Here is an 18,977-nt window from a genome sequence, read left to right on the forward strand (position 1 = left end):
ATTTGGCGACGAAAGTTGTCTCGCCTGAGAAAAACGCCTAGCTTACTGATATCAGAGTTTAAACGGTGTGTGCCTTGATGTTATCGCCATGGCGGCTGGCTGCAGGACTTACCTTATGGGCCGTGGGCACCGGAGGCTGGATGCCGGCTTCTGCCGCGCAGTTGGTGAGGATCGGTGCCGCGCATTTTCCGCCCTACACCGTGCGTCCCGAACAAGGGGCCGACACCGGGATACTGCCGCAATTGGTCGAAGCCCTGAACACGTTGCAAAGCGACTACCAGTTTGTCCTGGTGCCGACCTCGATCCCCCGGCGTTTCAGGGACTTCGAGCAGGGCCGGGTCGATATGGCGATCTTCGAAAACCCCAAATGGGGCTGGCAGGATATTCCTCACACCAGTGTCGACATGGGCCTGGAGGATGCGGAAATTTTCGTCGCCCAGCGTGAGCCCGAGCGCGACCAGCGTTATTTCGCCGACCTGACCGGCAAGCGCCTCGCGGTGTTCAGCGGTTATCACTACGCCTTCGCCAACTTCAACGCCGACCCCAAATACCTGGCCGAACACTTCAACGCCACGCTGACCTATTCCCATGACAGCAACCTGCTGATGGTCGTGCGCGGGCGTGCCGATATCGCGCTGGTGACGCGTTCGTACCTGAGTGACTTCATGGTGCGCAATGCAGACATGGCGGGGAAATTCCTGGTCTCGGAACGTATCGACCAGGTGTATCACCACTACGCCTTGCTGCGGCCGAAAGCGCCGATCACCGGGGAGGCGTTCGCCGCGTTGCTCAAGCATTTGCGCGATAACGGCCAGATGCTGAAGATTTTCGAGCCGTATCGCATCGATGTGATGCCGGTGCCCTGAACCTACACCCGCCGCGCAAACGTATCGCTGTGGCTGCCCGACACCTTGCGGCAATGCACCAGCGCATCCCGGATCATGAAGTTCACCAGGGTCGGCGATACGCCCAGCTCCTTGGCGATGTCCTTTTGCGGCACGCCGTGCAGGCGGTACATCTCGAACGCATAGCGGGTGCGCTGGGGCAACTCCGTCAGGGCGTCGGCGATGTTTTCCAGGGTGTTGAAATTAATGTGCGAGGTTTCCGGTGATGCACCGTGAATCACCACATTCAGACCTTCCTCTTCCGGTCCCGAATACTTGAGTTCCAGCGCCTGCTTGCGGTAGTGGTCGATCGCCAGGTTGCGCACGATCTGGAACAGATAACTCAGTTGGGCCTTGAACGATGAAGTGATCGTCGGCGCTGACTGCAAGCGGAAGAAGGCGTCTTGCACGACGTCTTCAGCGCGGGAGCGACAGCCGGTAATTCTGGCCGCAATCTTCACCAGGATCAGTCGATTGTCGACGAATGCCTGGAGAAGCGGTGAGTCGCACCTGCCTGTGGATACTGGTTCCGTCATGGAAATTCACCTTGTCGCAAAAGAGGTTAGGGGAGGGCGTCCGTGCTGAAGCCTCCTACACATCGGGCAACAAATTATGCTTAATGATAATTATTGTCAAATGAGAGAAAGAACTAATCCTATGCCTTTCTGCAAGGTGTGAACCGTGTCTCGCGCGTCCCGGGCGACTAATTATTTACCGGCTCCGTCCGTTCTCATGGGTGACAGGTCCGTTAGCGAAACGGCCAAGGATCAGCACCCGCAGGAGGGCGAAATGGGTTTTTACCGTGCAAGCAGCGTGTTTCAGTGGGGAGTCCTCAAGCCATGAGCACGCCCGCCCGACTGCGCCTGTTCTGCCTGCCCCATTCGGGCGCCAGCGCCTCGGTTTACACGCGCTGGCGCCGTGCCTTGCCGGACTGGTTGCAAGTGTGCCCGCTGGAGTTGCCGGGGCGCGGCATGCGCATGGACGAGCCCTTGCAGCGTGATATCAAGGCATTGGCGGCCCAGCTTGCCAATGAAATCAGCCGCCACCTGGATGGCCCCTACGCGCTGTTCGGTCATAGCCTCGGTGGCCTGCTGGCCTTTGAGTTGGCCCATGCGCTAAGCCTGCGCGATGTGCCCGCGCCACTGGCGTTGTTCGCCTCGGGCACGGCTGGCCCGGCCCGTCGCGATGTCAGTGAATACGCTATCGAAAAGACCGACGAACAATTGCTCGCCCGCCTGCGTGAGCTACAGGGCACCGCCGAAGAAGCCCTGGCCAACCCTGAATTGATGCAGTTGATGCTGCCGATCCTGCGCGCCGATTTCCTGCTGTGCGGCAGCTTCCAGTATGGCGAGCGCGAGCCGCTGGGCATGCCCATCCATGTGTTCGGCGGCAAGCAAGACAGCGTGCGTGCCGACCAGTTGCTGGACTGGCAGATCGATGCCGCCAGTGGCTTCTCCCTGGACATGTTCGACGGCCATCACTTCTTTCTCGTGCAGCACGAAAGCGCCGTGCTGCGCTGCCTGCGTCGTTATGCCGATGAGCACCTGAGCCGTTGGCGCACTGGCACGACGCGGCAGCGGATCGCCGGCTGAACGCTTTCCAATTTTCGATTTTCCCGTAAGCCGATTTCAGGCAGGAACCCCATGATGGACGCCTTCGAACTTCCCCGCACCCTGGTCCAGTCCCTTCAACGTCGCGCCGCGCAGACCCCGGACCAGGTCGCCCTGCGCTTCCTCGCCGAATCCGCCGAGCACAACGTAGTGCTCAGTTACCGTGACCTGGACCAACGTGCCCGCACCATCGCCGCCGCCTTGCAAGCCAATGCGGCACTGGGTGAGCGTGCGGTGCTGTTGTTCCCCAGCGGCCCGGATTACGTCGCGGCGTTCTTCGGTTGCCTGTACGCCGGGGTGATCGCGGTGCCGGCCTACCCGCCGGAGTCCACGCGCCGGCATCACCAGGAACGCTTGCTGTCGATCATCAAGGATGCCGAGCCGCGCCTGCTGCTGACCATCGCCAGCCTCGCCGACGGCCTGGCCCGGATCGAGAATGCGCCGCCGGTGTTGAGCGTCGACAACCTGGATAGCGCGGTCGCCGACGGCTGGATCGAGCCTGAATTGCAGGCTGACGACATCGCTTTCCTGCAATACACCTCCGGCTCCACGGCGTTGCCCAAGGGCGTGCAAGTCAGCCACGGAAACCTGGTGGCCAACGAAGTGCTGATCCGGCGCGGGTTTGGTATCGACCTGAACCCGGATGACGTGATTGTCAGCTGGCTGCCGCTGTACCACGACATGGGCCTGATCGGTGGGCTGCTGCAACCGATTTTCAGCGGCGTGCCCTGTGTATTGATGGCGCCGGCCTATTTCCTCGCGCGGCCATTGCGCTGGCTGGAAGCGATCAGCGAATACGGCGGCACCATCAGTGGCGGGCCGGATTTCGCCTATCGACTGTGCAGCGAGCGAGTCAGCGAGTCAGCCCTGGAGCGCCTGGATTTGAGCCGCTGGCGCGTGGCGTACTCGGGTTCCGAGCCGATCCGCCTCGACACCTTGGAGCGCTTTGCTGAGAAGTTCGCGGCGTGCGGTTTCTCTTCAAACCATTTCTTTGCTTCTTACGGCTTGGCCGAGGCGACCTTGTTTGTCGCCGGCGGCACGCGAGGGCAGGGCATCCCGGCCATGCGCATGGACGAACAGGCCCTGGCCGCCAACCGCGCTGAGCCAGGGCAGGGCAGTGCGATCATGAGTTGCGGCACCAGCCAACCGGAACATGCGGTGCAGATCGCTGACCCGCACACGCTCAAGGCGTTAGCCGATAACCACGTCGGCGAACTTTGGGCCACCGGGCCGAGCATCGCCCACGGTTACTGGCGCAACCCCGAAGCCACCGCCAAGACGTTTGTGCAACAGGCCGGCCGTACCTGGCTGCGCACCGGCGACCTGGGCTTTATTCGCGACGGTGAGGTGTACATCACCGGCCGGCTCAAGGATCTGCTGATCGTGCGCGGCCACAACCTGTATCCCCAGGACATCGAGCAAACCCTCGAGCGCGAAGTGCAAGGCATACGCAAGGGCCGGGTCGCTGCATTTGCGGTGCAGCATCAGGGCCTGGAGGGCATCGGCATCGCCGCTGAAATCAGCCGCAGCGTGCAGAAAATCCTGGCGCCCGAGGCGCTGATCAAGGCCATCCGCCAAGCCGTGGCCGAAGCCTGCCAGGAAGCCCCGAGCGTGGTGCTGCTGCTCAACCCCGGCGCCTTGCCGAAGACCTCCAGCGGCAAGTTGCAGCGTGCGGCGTGCGCGCTTCGCCACGCCGATGGCAGCCTCGACCGCTATGCGCAGTTCCCCGAGGTGCAAGCCCAGACCAGTGATGCGGCGCTGGAGTCGCCGTTGCAACAGCAGATCGCAGCGATCTGGTGCGAGCAGTTGCAGGTCGACACGGTCGCGGCGGATGATCATTTCTTTCTACTCGGCGGCAACTCCATTACCGCTACCCAGGTGGTGGCGCGCTTGCGTGAAGCCCTGGGCCTGGAACTGAGCCTGCGCCTGCTGTTCGAAGCGCCGACCCTGTCGGCGTTTGCCATCGCCGTCGCGCAATTGCAACAGGACGGTGGCGTTGCCCAAGGCGCGATTCACGCCCTGTCACGTCAGGACGAGTTGCCCCAATCCCTGGCGCAAAACCGCCTGTGGATCACCTGGCAGTTGGACCCCCACAGCAGCGCCTACACCATTCCCGGTGGGCTGCGCTTGCGTGGCGAGCTGGATGAAGACGCGGTGCGCAGCAGTTTTGCGCAACTGGTCCAGCGCCACGAAGCCCTGCGTACACGCTTTTACGAGCGTGACGGCCAGGCGTTCCAGCGTGTCGACAAAAGCCCCGAGTTCGACCTGCAACGGATCGACCTCAGCGACCTGCCGGTTGCCGAGCGTGAATCCCGTGCCCAACAGATTCGTGAAGACCAGGCGCGCGCGCCGTTCGACCTGGAGAAAGGCCCGCTGCTGCGGGTGACCCTGGTGCGCCTGGACGATGAAGATCACCATTTGCTGGTGACCTTGCACCACATCATCGCCGACGGTTGGTCACTGAACATCCTGATCGACGAATTCTCCCGCTTGTATGCCGCCGCCACTCAGGGCCAACCCCTTGAGCTACCGCCGCTGGCCCTGCAATACGCCGACTACGGCAGTTGGCAGCGCCAATGGTTGGCCGAGGGCGAAGGCCAGCGGCAACTGGCGTACTGGCGGGCGCAGTTGGGCGAGGAGCACCCGGCCCTGAGCCTGGCCACCGACCATCCGCGCTCCGCGCAGCAGCGTCACAGCGCCTCGCGCCATAGCGTGCGCCTGAGCGCGGGCCTCAGCGAAGCGATTCGCCAGACCGCCCAGGCCCACGAGTCGACGCCGTTCATGCTGTTGCTGGCGGCGTTCCAAAGCCTGCTGCACCGCTACAGCGGCCAGCGCGATATCCGTATCGGTGTGCCGAATGCCAACCGCCCGCGCCAGGAAACCCAGGGCTTGATCGGTTTTTTCATCAACACCCTGGTGCTGCGCGCCGAGCTGGAGGGGCGCCTGCCGTTCGACCAGCTATTAGCCGCCACTCGCGACACCGTGCTGGGGGCCCAGGCCCATCAGGATCTGCCCTTCGAGCAGTTGCTCGAAGCCTTCCCGCAAGCCCGTGAGCAAGGGCTGTTTCAAGTGATGTTCAACCATCAGCAACGTGACCTGGGCGCTTTGCGCCGCTTGCCGGGGATGTTGGCCGATGAGTTGCCGTGGCACAGTCGCGAAGCCAAGTTCGACCTGCAACTGCATAGCGAAGAAGACCGCAACGGGCGCCTGAGCCTGTCGTTCGACTATGCCGATGAGCTGTTCGAAAGCCGCACCGTCCAGCGCTTGGCCGAGCACTTCATCAACCTGCTGCACGCGGTGTGCGAGCAGCCGCAGCGGGCCATTGGTGAGCTGACGCTGATGCAGACCAACGAGCAGGCTCCCTGGAGTGAGGCGCCGTGCGCGCCGGCCACCCGCTGGCTGCCCGAGTTGTTCAGCCAGCAGGCTTCGGACAACACCGCGCTGGTCTGGCAGGACGGCAGCCTGAGCTTCGCCCAACTGCACAACCAGGCCAACCGCCTGGCGCATTACCTGCGTGACAAAGGCGTTGGCCCGGATGTGTGCGTGGCCATCGCCGCCGAGCGTTCGCCGCAGTTGCTGATCGGCCTGTTGGCGATCATCAAGGCCGGCGGCGCCTATGTGCCGCTGGACCCGGATTACCCCGCCGAGCGCCTGGCCTACATGCTCAACGACAGCGGCGTCGAACTGCTGCTGACCCAGACCGCCTTGCTCGAGCAACTCCCGGCGGCCGACGGCGTGTGCGTGATCGCCATGGACAGCCTGCACCTCGACAGCTGGCCGAGCCAGGCGCCGGGCTTGCACCTCAACGGCGACAACCTCGCCTATGTGATCTACACCTCCGGCTCCACCGGCCAGCCCAAAGGCGTGGGCAATACCCATGCGGCCCTGGCCGAGCGCTTGCAGTGGATGCAGGCCACCTATTGCCTGGATGAAACCGACGTGCTGATGCAAAAGGCGCCGATCAGTTTCGACGTGTCGGTGTGGGAATGCTTCTGGCCGTTGATCACCGGTTGCCGGCTGGTGTTGGCCGGCCCCGGCGAACATCGCGACCCGCAGCGCATCGCAAAATTGGTGCAAGCGCACGGCGTGACCACGCTGCACTTTGTGCCGGCGCTGTTGCAGCTGTTTATCGACGAGCCCCTGGCGCGTGAATGCACCAGCCTGCGTCGCGTGTTTTCCGGGGGAGAGGCGTTGCCTGCCGAACTGCGCAACCGGGTGCTGGCGCAATGGGCGGCCGTGCAATTGCACAACCGTTATGGCCCGACCGAAACCGCGATCAACGTCACCCATTGGCACTGCCATGTGGCAGACGGCGAGCGCTCGCCGATTGGCCGACCCTTGGGCAACGTGATCTGCCGCGTGTTGGACGAGCAATTCAACCCGGTGCCATTGGGTGTGCCGGGTGAGTTGTGCATCGGTGGTATCGGCCTGGCGCGGGGTTACCTCGGCCGCGCCGGGTTGACGGCTGAGCGTTTTGTCGCAGACCAGCACGGCACGCGCCTGTATCGCACCGGTGACCGCGCCCGCTGGAGCGCCGACGGTGTGCTGGAATACCTGGGGCGTCTTGATCAACAGGTCAAACTGCGCGGCTTCCGTGTGGAGCCTGAAGAAATCGAAGCGCGCCTGCTGGCCCAAGAGGGCATTGCCCAGGCCGTGGTGCTGGTGCGTGAGGCCAAGCTGATCGGTTACTACACCGCGCCGGCCGGGCTGGACGAGCAGGCCGTGAAAACCGCCCTGGCCGCCGAGCTGCCGGAATACATGGTGCCTGCGCTGCTGATGCGCCTGGATGCCCTGCCGCTGAGCCCCAGCGGTAAAGTCGACCGGCGTGCGCTGCCGGAGCCGGTGTGGCAGCTGCGTGAACACATCGAGCCCGAGACCCCGTTGCAGCAGCAGATTGCAGCGATCTGGCGCGAGGTGCTGGGCCTGCCCCGTGTCGGCCTGCGCGATGACTTTTTCGCCCTCGGCGGGCATTCGTTGCTGGCCACGCAAATCATTTCCCGCACCCGCCAGGCGTGTGACGTCGAACTGCCGCTGCGCACCTTGTTCGAAGCCAGCGAGTTGGGTGCTTTCGCCGAGCAGGTCGGGCTGATCCAGGCGGCGGGCCATCGCAACCAGCAAGCCCCCATCGCCCGGGTCGACCGCAGCGTGCCGGTGCCGTTGTCCTATTCCCAGCAACGCATGTGGTTCCTCTGGCAGATGGAACCGGACAGCCCGGCCTACAACGTCGGCGGCATGGCGCGCCTGCGCGGTGTGCTGGATGTGGGGCGTTTCGAGGCGGCGTTGCAAGCCCTGATCATGCGCCATGAAACCCTGCGCACCACCTTCCCGAGTGTCGATGGCGTGGCGTATCAGAAGGTCTCGCGCCAGACCGGCCTGCGCATGGACTGGCGGGATTTCTCGGCACTCGCTCCAGCCGATTGCCAGCAACGCCTGCAACAGCTGGCCGAGCATGAAGCCCACACGCCCTTCAACCTGGAAACCGGGCCGTTGCTGCGTGCCTGCCTGGTCAAGGCCGGTGAGCAGGAACACTACCTGGTGCTGACCCTGCACCACATCGTCACCGAAGGCTGGGCCATGGACATCTTCGCCCGTGAACTCAGCGCGCTCTATGAAGCTTTCATCGACGAGCGCGATTCGCCGCTGGCGCCGTTGCCGGTGCAATACCTGGACTACAGCGTCTGGCAGCGCCAGTGGCTGGAGTCCGGTGAGCGCCAGCGTCAACTGGATTACTGGACGGCGCAACTGGGCCATGAGCACCCCTTGCTCGAACTGCCCGCCGACCGTCCACGGCCACCGGTGCAAAGCCACCAGGGCGAGTTGTACCGCTTCGACCTGAGCGATGCGTTGGCCGCTCGCGTGCGTGCCTTCAATGCCGAGCGCGGCCTGACCCTGTTCATGACCATGACCGCCACCCTGGCCGTGTTGCTTTACCGCTACAGCGGCCAGACCGACCTGCGCATCGGCGCGCCGGTGGCCAACCGTATCCGCCCGGAAAGCGAAGGGCTGATCGGTGCGTTCCTCAACACCCAAGTCTTGCGTTGCCAACTCGACGGGCAGATGCGTGTCGGCGAGTTGTTCGAGCAGGTTCGCCATACGGTGATCGAGGGCCAGTCTCACCAGGACCTGCCGTTCGACCATCTGGTGGAAGCCCTGCAACCTACGCGTAGCGCGGCGTACAACCCGTTGTTCCAGGTGATGTGCAACGTGCAGCGCTGGGAGTTCCAGCAAAGCCGCCAACTGGCCGGCATGACCGTCGAGTACCTGGCCAACGATGCCCGCGCCACCAAGTTTGACTTGAACCTGGAAGTCACCGACCTCGACCAGCGCCTGGGTTGCTGCCTGACCTACAGCACCGACCTGTTCGACGAGCCGCGTATCGCGCGCATGGCCGAGCATTGGCGCAACCTGCTGGAAGCCTTGATCGGCGATCCGCAACAACGCCTCAGCGAACTGCCGCTGCTCAGCGCTGCTGAGCAACGTGCATTGCAGCACAGCCTGGGCGTTGCGGCGGGTGAACATCGTCTCGACCAGTGCCTCCACACGCTGTTCAGCCAGCAAGCGGCGAAGCGGGGCGATGCGCCCGCGTTGACCTTTGCCGGGGTGACCCTCAGCTACCGCGAACTGGACGAACGCGCCAATCGCCTGGCCTGGATGCTGCGCGAGCGCGGTGTCGGCCCGCAGGTGCGCGTGGGCCTGGCGCTGCCGCGCTCGCTGGAAATGGTCATCGGCCTGCTGGCGATTCTCAAGGCCGGCGGCGCCTATGTGCCGCTGGACCCGGAATACCCGCTCGACCGTTTGCACTACATGATCGAAGACAGCGGCATTGGCCTGTTGCTCAGTGATGCGGCGATGTTCGAAGCCCTTGGCGAGTTGCCGGCCACGCTGGCGTGCTGGTGCCTGGAAGAGGACCTGCCGGTACTGGCCAACTATCCGGCGACCGAGCCGCCATTGCTCAACCTGCCACAGCATCAGGCGTACCTGATCTACACCTCCGGCTCCACCGGCAAGCCCAAAGGCGTGGTGGTGTGCCATGGTGAAATCGCCATGCATTGCCAGGCGGTGATCGAGCGTTTCGGGATGCGTGCGGATGATTGTGAGCTGCACTTCTATTCGATCAACTTCGACGCCGCCACCGAGCGTCTGCTGGTGCCGCTGCTCAGCGGTGCACAGGTGGTGTTGCGCGCCCAGGGCCAGTGGGACGCCGAGGAAATCTGCGCGCTGATCCGCACCCATCGCATCAACATCCTGGGCTTCACGCCGAGTTACGGCAGCCAGTTGGCGCAATGGCTGGCCACCCAGCAGCAGACCTTGCCGGTGCGCATGTGCATCACCGGCGGCGAGGCGCTCACTGGCGAGCACTTGCAGCGCATTCGGGCGGCGTTCCAGCCGCAGGTGTTCTTCAACGCCTATGGCCCGACCGAAACCGTGGTGATGCCGCTGGCCAGCCTGGCGCCGCAGCAGTTGGAGGCGGGCGCCGGCAGTGTGCCGATCGGCAGCATCATCGGTGACCGCCTGGCGTACATTCTCGACGCCGACCTGGCCCTGGTGCCGCAAGGTGCGACGGGCGAGTTGTACGTCGGCGGTGCCGGCCTGGCCCTGGGGTACCACCAGCGCGCGGGCATGACGGCGGAGCGGTTTGTGGCCGATCCGTTTGCTGGCCGTGGTGGCCGCCTGTATCGCACGGGTGACCTGGTACGCCAACGCGCCGATGGCGAGGTGGAGTATCTGGGGCGTATCGACCATCAGGTCAAGGTGCGCGGCTTTCGCATCGAGCTGGGCGAGATCGAAACCCGCCTGCTGGAGCACGAGGCCGTGCGCGAAGCCGTGGTGCTGGCGCTGGATTCGCCGAGCGGCAAGCAACTGGTGGCGTATCTGGCCAGTGACGCCGAGCACGCCAGCTTGCGTGACGCGCTCAAGGCTCACCTCAAGGCGCAATTGCCGGACTACATGGTGCCCGCGCACCTGATCGTGCTCGACAGCATGCCGTTGACCGCCAATGGCAAGCTCGACCGTCGGGCCTTGCCGCAACCGGACCCGGAGGCCAACCGCCAACAGTATGTCGCGCCGCGCAGCGAGCTGGAGCAAACCCTGGCGGCGATCTGGTGCGCGGTATTGAACGTGCAACAGGTCGGGCTGGACGATAACTTCTTCGAGCTGGGCGGCGATTCGATCCTGTCGATCCAGGTGGTGAGCCGTGCGCGGCAGGCGGGCATTCATTTCAGCCCTCGCGACCTGTTCCAGCATCAGACGGTCCGCACCCTGGCCGCCATCGCCACGCGTTCGCAGCAGGTCAAGGCGGAGCAGGGCGTCTTGACCGGCAGTTCCGGGCTCACGCCGATCCAGCACTGGTTCTTCGATACCGATATCCCCAATCGCCAGCACTGGAACCAGGCGTTGTTGCTTGCGCCGCAGCAATTGCTCGATCCGCACCGCCTGGAGCAAGCGCTGTTGGCGGTACTGGAACACCACGATGCCCTGCGCCTGAGCTTCACCGAGCGCGATGCCCAATGGCACGCCGAGCACTTGGCGGTGCCCGAAGGCGGCGTACTGATGCAGGCGCACGTGCGTGATAGGGACCAATGCACGGCGCTGTTCACCGACACCCAGCGCAGCCTCGACCTGGCCCATGGGCCGCTGCTGCGTGCCTTGCTGGTGGATGGTCCGCAAGGTCAACAGCGCCTGCTGATCGCGATTCACCACCTGGTGGTGGATGGCGTGTCGTGGCGCGTCGTGCTTGAAGACCTGCAAACGGTCTATCGCCAACTGAGCGATGGCCAGTCCGTCAGCCTGCCGGCCAAGACCAGTGCGCTAAGGGATTGGGCGGCACGCCTGCAAGCGTATGCCGGCAGCGAATCGTTGCGTGAAGAACTGGGCACCTGGCAGGCCCGGCTGGCAGGCCCGGAGGTGGCGTTGCCGGTGGATCGTGCACACGGCTCGCTGCGTAATCGCGATGCCGAGACCGTCAGTGTGCGCCTGGATGCCGAGCACACGCTTCAATTGCTGCAACAGGCCCCGAGCGCCTACCGCACCCAGGTCAACGACCTGTTGCTGACCGCCCTGGCCCGCGTGCTGTGCCGCTGGAGCGGCCACGCCTCGGCGCTGATCCAGCTGGAGGGCCACGGCCGCGAAAGCCTGTTCGATGAGATCGACCTGACCCGCAGTGTCGGTTGGTTCACCAGTGCCTATCCGTTGCGCCTGACGCCACTTGAGGAGCCGGGTGCTTCAATCAAGGCCATCAAAGAGCAACTGCGCGGTGTGCCGCACAAAGGTCTGGGTTACGGCGTGCTGCGCTACCTGGCGGACGACCTGTGCAAGCAGGCCATGGCTGCGCTGCCGAGCGCCGAGATCACCTTCAACTACCTCGGCCAGTTCGACCAGAGCTTTGGTGCCGATGCACTGTTCCACCCGCTGGACGAGTCGGCAGGTGTTGCCCATGACCCGGACGCGCCGCTGCCCAACCTGTTGAGCGTCGACAGCCAGGTGTATGGTGGGGAACTGGTGCTGCGCTGGACCTTCAGCCGCGAGCGTCACGACCGCCAGACCATCCGCGAATTGGCCGAAGGCTACCTGGCCGAATTGCAAAGCCTGATCGCGCACTGCCTCAAGGACGATGCCGGCGGCCTCACGCCGTCCGACTTCCCCCTGGCACACCTGACCCAGGCGCAACTGGATGGCTTGCCGGTGCCGGCCAACGCCATCGAGGATGTCTACCCGCTGACGCCGATGCAGGAGGGCCTGTTGCTGCACACCCTGCTGGAGCCGGGCACCGGTCTCTACTACATGCAGGACCGCTACCGTATCAACAGCGCGCTGGACCCGCAGCGTTTTGCCCAGGCCTGGCAGGCGGTGATCGCCCGTCACGAAGCCTTGCGTGCGTCGTTCTGCTGGAATGTCGGCGAAGACATGCTGCAAGTGATCCACAAGCCGGGCAGCACACCGATTGAATACCTGGACTGGAGCCACGATGCCGAAGAGCAACAGGAGCCGCGCCTGCAAGCCTTGCTCAAGGCCGAACGCGAAGCCGGTTTCGATCTGCTCAACCAGGCGCCGTTCCACCTGCGCCTGATCCGCGTGGGTGAGGCGCGCTACTGGTTCATGATGAGCAACCATCACATCCTCATCGATGCCTGGTGCCGTTCGCTGTTGATGAATGACTTCTTCGAGATCTATACGGCCTTGGGCGAGCACCGCGACGCGCAACTGGCGACGCCACCGCGCTACCGCGACTACATTGCCTGGCTGCAACGCCAGAATCTCAATGAGGCGCGCCAGTGGTGGCAACAGAATCTGCAGGGGTTCGAACGCACCACGCCGATCCCCAGCGACCGCCCCTTCCTGCGTGAACACGCGGGCCACAGCGGCGGCATGGTGGTCGGCGATTGCTACACCCGCCTGGAGACTCGCGACGGCGCGCAATTGCGCGAACTGGCCCAGGCCCACCAACTCACCGTCAATACCTTCGCCCAGGCGGCATGGGCCTTGGTGTTGCGGCGCCTGAGCGGCGAGCGTGACGTGCTGTTCGGCGTCACCGTGGCCGGCCGCCCGGTGGATATGCCGCAGATGCAACGCACCGTCGGCCTGTTCATCAACAGCATCGCGTTGCGCGTGAAACTGCCCGAGGACGACCAGCCTTGCAGCGTGCGCCAGTGGTTGAGCGGCCTGCTCGACAGCAACATGCAACTGCGTGAGTACGAGTACTTGCCGCTGGTGACGATCCAGGAATACAGCGAGCTGCCCAAGGGCCAGCCGCTGTTCGACAGCCTGTTCGTGTTCGAAAACGCCCCGGTGGAAGTCTCGGTGCTCGATCATGCGCAAAGCCTGAACGCCACGTCGGACTCCGGTCGCACCCACACCAACTTCCCGCTGACCGCTGTGTGCTACCCCGGCGATGACCTCGGTTTGCACCTGTCCTATGACCAGCGTTATTTCGATGAAACCACCGTGCAAGGCATGCTCGGCGAGTTCAAGCGCCTGCTGCTGGCGCTGGTGCAGGGCTTCCATGGCGACATGGCCGAGTTGCCCCTGATCGGCGCGCAAGAGCGCGAGTTCCTGGTGGAAGGCTGCAACCAGAGCGAGCAGGCTTACCCGCTGGAGCGCAGCTATATCGAACTGTTTGAAGAACAGGTGGCTGCTTATCCCCAACGCATTGTCGCCAGTTGCCTGGCGCAGCGCTGGACCTATGCCGAGTTGAACCGTCGCGGCAATGGCTTGGGGCACGCGCTGATCGCGGCGGGTGTCGGCCTGGATCAACCGGTGGCGTTGCTGGCCGAACGCAGCCTCGACCTGCTGGGCATGATCATCGGCAGCTTCAAGGCCGGTGCCGGTTACCTGCCGCTGGACCCCGGGCTGCCGGGCCAGCGTCTGCGCAGCATTATCGACTTGAGCCGCACACCGCTGCTGGTGTGCACCGAGGCGTGTCGCGAACTGGCCATCGAACTGCTGGAGGGCACCGATTGCGCGTTGCTGGTATGGGAGGACGTACCGGGCCGTGGAGAAAACCCAGGCGTCTACAGCGGCCCGGACAACCTCGCGTATGTGATCTACACCTCAGGTTCCACAGGCCTGCCCAAAGGCGTGATGGTCGAACAGCGCGGCATGCTCAATAACCAGTTGAGCAAGGTGCCGTACCTGCAACTGAGTGAGGCGGACGTGATCGCCCAGACTGCCTCGCAAAGCTTTGATATTTCCGTGTGGCAGTTCCTCACCGCGCCGCTTTTTGGCGCACGGGTGGACATCGTGCCGAACGCGCTGGCCCATGATCCGCAAGGTTTGCTGGAGCATGTCCAGGCGCAAGGCATCACGGTGTTGGAGAGCGTGCCGTCACTGATCCAGGGCATGCTCGCCCAGGATCGCATCAGCCTCGACGGCCTGCGCTGGATGCTGCCGACCGGCGAAGCGATGCCACCGGAGCTCGCGCACCAGTGGTTGCAGCGTTATCCCGAGATTGCGCTGGTGAACGCCTATGGCCCGGCGGAGTGTTCGGATGACGTAGCGTTTTTCCGCGTCGACCTGGCGTCGACCCGTGGCACCTATCTACCGATAGGCACGCCGACCGACAACAATCGTTTGTACCTGCTGGATGGTGCACTGGAGTTGGTGCCGCAGGGCGCGGTCGGTGAGTTGTGCGTGGCGGGTACGGGGGTCGGGCGCGGTTATGTCAGCGATCCGCTGCGTACGGCCCCGGTATTTGTGCCGAACCCGTTCGGCGCACCGGGCGAGCGGCTGTACCGCACCGGCGACCTGGCGCGCCGTCGCAGTGACGGCGTGCTGGAGTACGTCGGGCGTATCGACCATCAAGTGAAAATTCGCGGCTACCGCATCGAACTGGGTGAAATCGAAGCCCGCCTGCATGAGCAACCCGAAGTGCGCGACGCGGCCGTCGGCGTGCAGGAGGGCGTCAACGGCAAGCATCTGGTCGGCTATCTGGTGGCGGCTGACGAAAGCCTCAACCCCAGCGAGCGCTTGGACCGCATCAAGCAGCGCCTGCGCGCCGAACTGCCGGAATACATGGTGCCGCTGCACTGGCTCTGGCTCGACCGCCTGCCGCTCAACGCCAACGGTAAACTCGACCGCAAGGCCCTGCCGGCGCTGGACATCGGCCAGTTGCACAGCCAGGACTACCTGGCACCGCGCAACGCACTGGAAACGACCCTGGCCGGGATTTGGGCCGAGGTCCTCAAGGTTGAGCGGGTGGGGGTGCAGGACAACTTCTTCGAACTGGGCGGGCATTCATTGCTGGCCACGCAGATTGCCTCGCGGGTGCAGAAGACCTTGCAGCGCGATGTGCCGCTGCGGGCGATGTTCGAGTGCAGCACGGTGGCGGAGTTGGCTGAGTATATCGACGGGTTGGCGGCCAATGAGATCAGTGCCGAGAAGGTGGATCGGTTGAGTGATCTGATGGCAGAGTTGGAGGGGCTTTAATCTTCATCGCCTGGACTGACGCCATCGGGGGCAAGCCCCCTCCCACATTTTGAAGGTATTCACAACTCAAAGTGTGGGAGGGGGCTTGCCCCCGATGGCGTCAGTCCAGGCGCCGCCTATTTGGGCCCCATGATCTTCACCAACTTCTCCGGCGAAGGTGCCCCTTGCTGTTGCTGCAACCCACCCTTGTCATCCAGATAAAAAATCGCCGGAGTGGCCGACAACTCCAACTCATCCATCAATTTCATATTGGCATCCAGCTTGGCCTCGATCGCCGCCGGGATCTTGTCCAGCGCCTGCAACTTGCTGCCCTTGCCGGCGGCTTCGTGTTCGGCCAGGGCTTTTTGCGGGTCCTGGGCGGCGAACAGGGCGGCCGACTTGCCGGGGCTGTCTTCGCGGATGATGCCGACCATGATGTGGCGCAGCTGCACCTTGCCGGCTTTTACCCACGGGCGGGCCTGTTCCCAGAACATGTTGCAGTAGGGGCAGTTGGGGTCGCTGAACAGGTAGACAATACGCGGCGCGTTTTTATCGCCGTCCTGAATCCAGTTGCTGTGTTCCATCTTGGCCCAGACTTCCTTGGCCATCGGCGCGTATACGAGTTTTTCCAGGGGCGCGCTGCTCAGGTCGTTGCCTTGGGCGTCGTACAGGTTGCCGGCGAGCACGCTTTTGCCGTCGGCGGTCAGGTACAGCGCCATGCCGCGGTTCTGGTATTGCGCGGCGTAGCCGGTGAGCCCGCTGGGGGCTTCGAACTTGCCGAGGATCTTGGCGCCCTTGGCTTCGATCTGTTTGATCGGCGCCGGCCAGTCTTCGGCCTGGGCCATGGCGGCGGCCAGGGTCAATGGCAGCAGGGTCAGCAGGTGGCGGAGGCTTGGCATGTCGGTTTCCTTGTGGCGGCAGGGGCTGAGTCGAAGGGTTCCATGGCGCGGGCCAGGCTGGCCTGGGACAGCTCGCCCAGGTGGCTGTTGATCAGCCGCCCATCGGCTTGATAAAACAGGGTGGTCGGCAACGCCATGGAGCCTACGGCTTGGCCGAGGCGGCCACTGGCGTCAAACAACACGTTGTCGAGGGTCAGGCCCTGGGTGGCGAGGAAGGTGCTGACGCTTTGCATGCTTTCGGCCTGGTTGACGAACAGGAAGGTCACGTCGGGCCGTTGGTGTTGGGCGCGTTCCAGCACCGGCATTTCGCGGCGACACGGTGGGCACCAGGTGGCCCATAGGTTGATCACCAGCGGGCCGCCTTTGTAATCAGCCAGTTGCACCACATCGCCATTGGCATTGCGCAAGGTGATGTCCGGCAACTGCGCGCCTTTGTCGTAGAGGCTCAAGGACATACTGCCCATGCCCCAGAACACCAGCCCGGTGATAACCCCGGCGCTCAGTGGTTTACGCAGGGGCGGGCGACGCCAACCGTAGGCCAGCGCGCCGAGCACCAGCGCGATCACGCCGGGCCAGGCGAGAAAGCCGCCATCGCGCAGGTCGACCATCTGCAACCAGTCGTTGCGGTACTCGTTCCAGTACATCAGCACAAAGCTGGCGCGTGCCACCAGCATGCCCAGCAGGAACAGGCTGAACAGCACGGATTCCGGGTTTTCCCCGCCACGCTTGGCCACGCGCCAACCCACCAAAGTGGCGAGAATCAGCGCGCTGATCAACAGGATGTGATTCAGGGCAATGGCGAAGGTGCCGATGGTCAGGGTCAGCATCAGAGCGCGTCCCGGGTGTGTGTCCAACGTTGCAGGAAGCCGGCGGCATCCACTTCGCCTGTGATGCGTTGGGCGCGGCGTTCTTCACCGTCCGGGCCGATCCACACGAAGCTGGGTGGCCCCGGCACCTGGTAGCGGCCGAGCAGGGCGCGGCTGGCCGCGTTATCGGCAGTGACGTCCAGGCGCAGCAGGCGTACGTCTTTCAGGGCATCCATGACTTCGGATTTGCCGAACACCTGTTTTTCCATGATCTTGCACGACACGCACCAGTCGGCGTAGTAGTCCACCAGCACCCATTGGCCTTGAGCCTTGGCGGCGTCGAGCTGGCTTTGCAGCACGGCCGGGTCGTTAATGGTCATGAACGCATCATGGCCAGTCGTTGCGGCGGCGGCACGCGAGCCGCTATAGACCTTCAGCGGTTGCCACAGGTCATCGCTGCCACCGGCCGCGCCGACCACCAGCACCGCGCCCCACAGGCCCAGCACCAGCGAGCCTGCACCCAATACCTTGGCGGCCAGCCCGTATTCGCGGGCCAATATCCAGCCGCAGTAGGCCATGACCAGCGCCAGTGCGCCCCACAGGCCGAGCCACAGGCTTTCGTTGATGACCGGGCGGATCATCAGCACGGCGGTGCCCAGGAACAGGAAGCCGAAGATGCCCTTGAGCACATTCATCCAGGTGCCTGGCTTGGGCAGGAAGCGGTTGCCCACCGTCACCAGCAGCAACAGCGGCACGCCGATGCCGATGCCCATGGCGAACAGAATCAGGCCACCGTGCAGCGCATTGCCGCTCTGGGCGATATACAGCAGGGCGCCGGCCAGCGGCGCGGTCATGCACGGCCCCACCAGCAGGCCGGACAGCGCACCGAGCATGCCCGCGCCCACCAGGCTGCCACCGCTTTGCTGGCGGCTGACGTTGTCCAGGCGGTCACGCAGGAAGGCCGGCAGTTGCAGCTCGAAGAAACCGAACATCGGCAGGGCGAGGATCACAAACAGCGCGGCAAAACTGCCCAGGATCCACGGGGTTTGCAGCAGCGCGGCAAGGTTGCCGCCAAGCAGCGCAGCCAACACGCCGAGCGCTGCATACACCAGGGCCATGCACACCACATAACTGCTGGCCAGGGCGAAACCACGGCGCGGGCTGGCGCCGCTGCCGACAACCAGGCCGGCGAGGATCGGCAACATCGGCAACGAACACGGCGCAAACGCCAGCAGCAGGCCCAAGCCAAAGAACACCAGCAGGCTCCAGCCCAGGCTGCGTTGTTGCAGGCCGCTGGCCAGGCTCTGGTCCTGGGCCTGGGTGGTGGCGGCAACGGCAGGGTTACCGCCCAGGTCCACGGTGATCGACTGCGGCGGATAGCACAGGCCGGCATCGGCACAGCCCTGCCAACCGAGTTTGACCTGGCCGGTGACACCCGCCGGGATCTTCACTTCCAGGCCCTGGCGATACACTTCCTGCTCGCCAAAAAACTCATCGCTATGGGCTTCACCCTGCGGCAGCGCGGGCTTGTCGGCCAGGCCGTCGAACTTCATGCGCTGCTTGTACAGGTAATAACCGTCGGCAATCTGCCAATATAGCTGGGTCTCGCCACTTTCCAGGCGCTCGGAGGTAAACGTGAAGGCTTTGCCCACCGGGAGGAAGTCGGGTTTGGTCTCGAAAGGATTACTGCCCGGCGCAGCCTGGGCGAACCCCGCGAACAACACCAGCAAAAAGGTAAACAGATGCCGCATGGTCAAGCCTTAGTTCGATGCAAGTGAGCACACAATGTGTGGCGTTGATTAACCGATGATTAACCGGCGCTATTCTAGAGTGTAGGGAAAGTCTGAGCGCGCCTCTTTTCACGGCATAATCTGCGCT

Annotated in this window: 7 protein-coding genes; 3 read left to right on the plus strand and 4 right to left on the minus strand. The window is 64.0% G+C overall.

The annotated features are described in order from the left end of the window. Positions 1–77 precede the first annotated feature (77 nt). Positions 78–866, plus strand: a complete 789-nt coding sequence (locus JBE38_RS01840; protein ID WP_205343425.1) for a substrate-binding periplasmic protein — start codon at positions 78–80, stop codon at positions 864–866. 2 nt (positions 867–868) lie between these two features. Here the strand turns inward: JBE38_RS01840 and JBE38_RS01845 are convergent, their stop codons facing one another. Then, positions 869–1,420: an RNA polymerase factor sigma-70 gene (locus JBE38_RS01845; protein ID WP_060755994.1), complete on the minus strand. Its 552-nt coding sequence runs from the start codon at positions 1,418–1,420 to the stop codon at positions 869–871. A gap of 303 nt (positions 1,421–1,723) precedes the next feature. Here JBE38_RS01845 and JBE38_RS01850 point away from each other — a divergent pair, with 303 nt between their 5' ends. Then, positions 1,724–2,476, plus strand: a complete 753-nt coding sequence (locus JBE38_RS01850) for a thioesterase II family protein (protein WP_205343426.1) — start codon at positions 1,724–1,726, stop codon at positions 2,474–2,476. A 51-nt stretch (positions 2,477–2,527) separates the two neighbouring features. Beyond that, entirely contained in the window at positions 2,528–15,415 is a 12,888-nt protein-coding gene (locus JBE38_RS01855; RefSeq protein ID WP_205343427.1) for a non-ribosomal peptide synthetase, read from the plus strand. A 116-nt stretch (positions 15,416–15,531) separates the two neighbouring features. On the opposite strand, the gene dsbG is transcribed toward JBE38_RS01855, so the two are convergent. The 3 genes from dsbG to dsbD are packed head-to-tail and all read right to left on the minus strand — an operon-like array spanning position 15,532 to position 18,850. Beyond that, positions 15,532–16,293: a thiol:disulfide interchange protein DsbG gene (dsbG, locus tag JBE38_RS01860; protein WP_205343428.1), complete on the minus strand. Its 762-nt coding sequence runs from the start codon at positions 16,291–16,293 to the stop codon at positions 15,532–15,534. After that, on the minus strand, positions 16,269–17,120 hold the full coding sequence (locus tag JBE38_RS01865; protein ID WP_060755989.1) for a TlpA disulfide reductase family protein: 852 nt from the start codon (positions 17,118–17,120) through the stop codon (positions 16,269–16,271). The genes dsbG and JBE38_RS01865 overlap by 25 nt, the downstream gene beginning before the upstream one ends. Beyond that, entirely contained in the window at positions 17,120–18,850 is a 1,731-nt protein-coding gene (gene dsbD, locus JBE38_RS01870; RefSeq protein ID WP_205343429.1) for a protein-disulfide reductase DsbD, read from the minus strand. The genes JBE38_RS01865 and dsbD overlap by 1 nt, the downstream gene beginning before the upstream one ends. Positions 18,851–18,977: the final 127 nt, after the last annotated feature.

It is taken from the genome of Pseudomonas sp. ICBG1301, assembly GCF_016918385.1.
Classification (GTDB): Bacteria; Pseudomonadota; Gammaproteobacteria; order Pseudomonadales; family Pseudomonadaceae; genus Aquipseudomonas; species Aquipseudomonas palleroniana.

Bases quoted from the DNA above. Each gene is read 5' to 3' on its own strand.
- JBE38_RS01840 (WP_205343425.1), top strand. From the start codon at position 78: ATGTTATCGCCATGGCGGCTGGCTGCAGGACTTACCTTATGGGCCGTG.
- JBE38_RS01845 (WP_060755994.1), bottom strand. From the start codon at position 1,420: ATGACGGAACCAGTATCCACAGGCAGGTGCGACTCACCGCTTCTCCAG.
- JBE38_RS01850 (WP_205343426.1), top strand. From the start codon at position 1,724: ATGAGCACGCCCGCCCGACTGCGCCTGTTCTGCCTGCCCCATTCGGGC.
- JBE38_RS01855 (WP_205343427.1), top strand. From the start codon at position 2,528: ATGATGGACGCCTTCGAACTTCCCCGCACCCTGGTCCAGTCCCTTCAA.
- dsbG (WP_205343428.1), bottom strand. From the start codon at position 16,293: ATGCCAAGCCTCCGCCACCTGCTGACCCTGCTGCCATTGACCCTGGCC.
- JBE38_RS01865 (WP_060755989.1), bottom strand. From the start codon at position 17,120: ATGCTGACCCTGACCATCGGCACCTTCGCCATTGCCCTGAATCACATC.
- dsbD (WP_205343429.1), bottom strand. From the start codon at position 18,850: ATGCGGCATCTGTTTACCTTTTTGCTGGTGTTGTTCGCGGGGTTCGCC.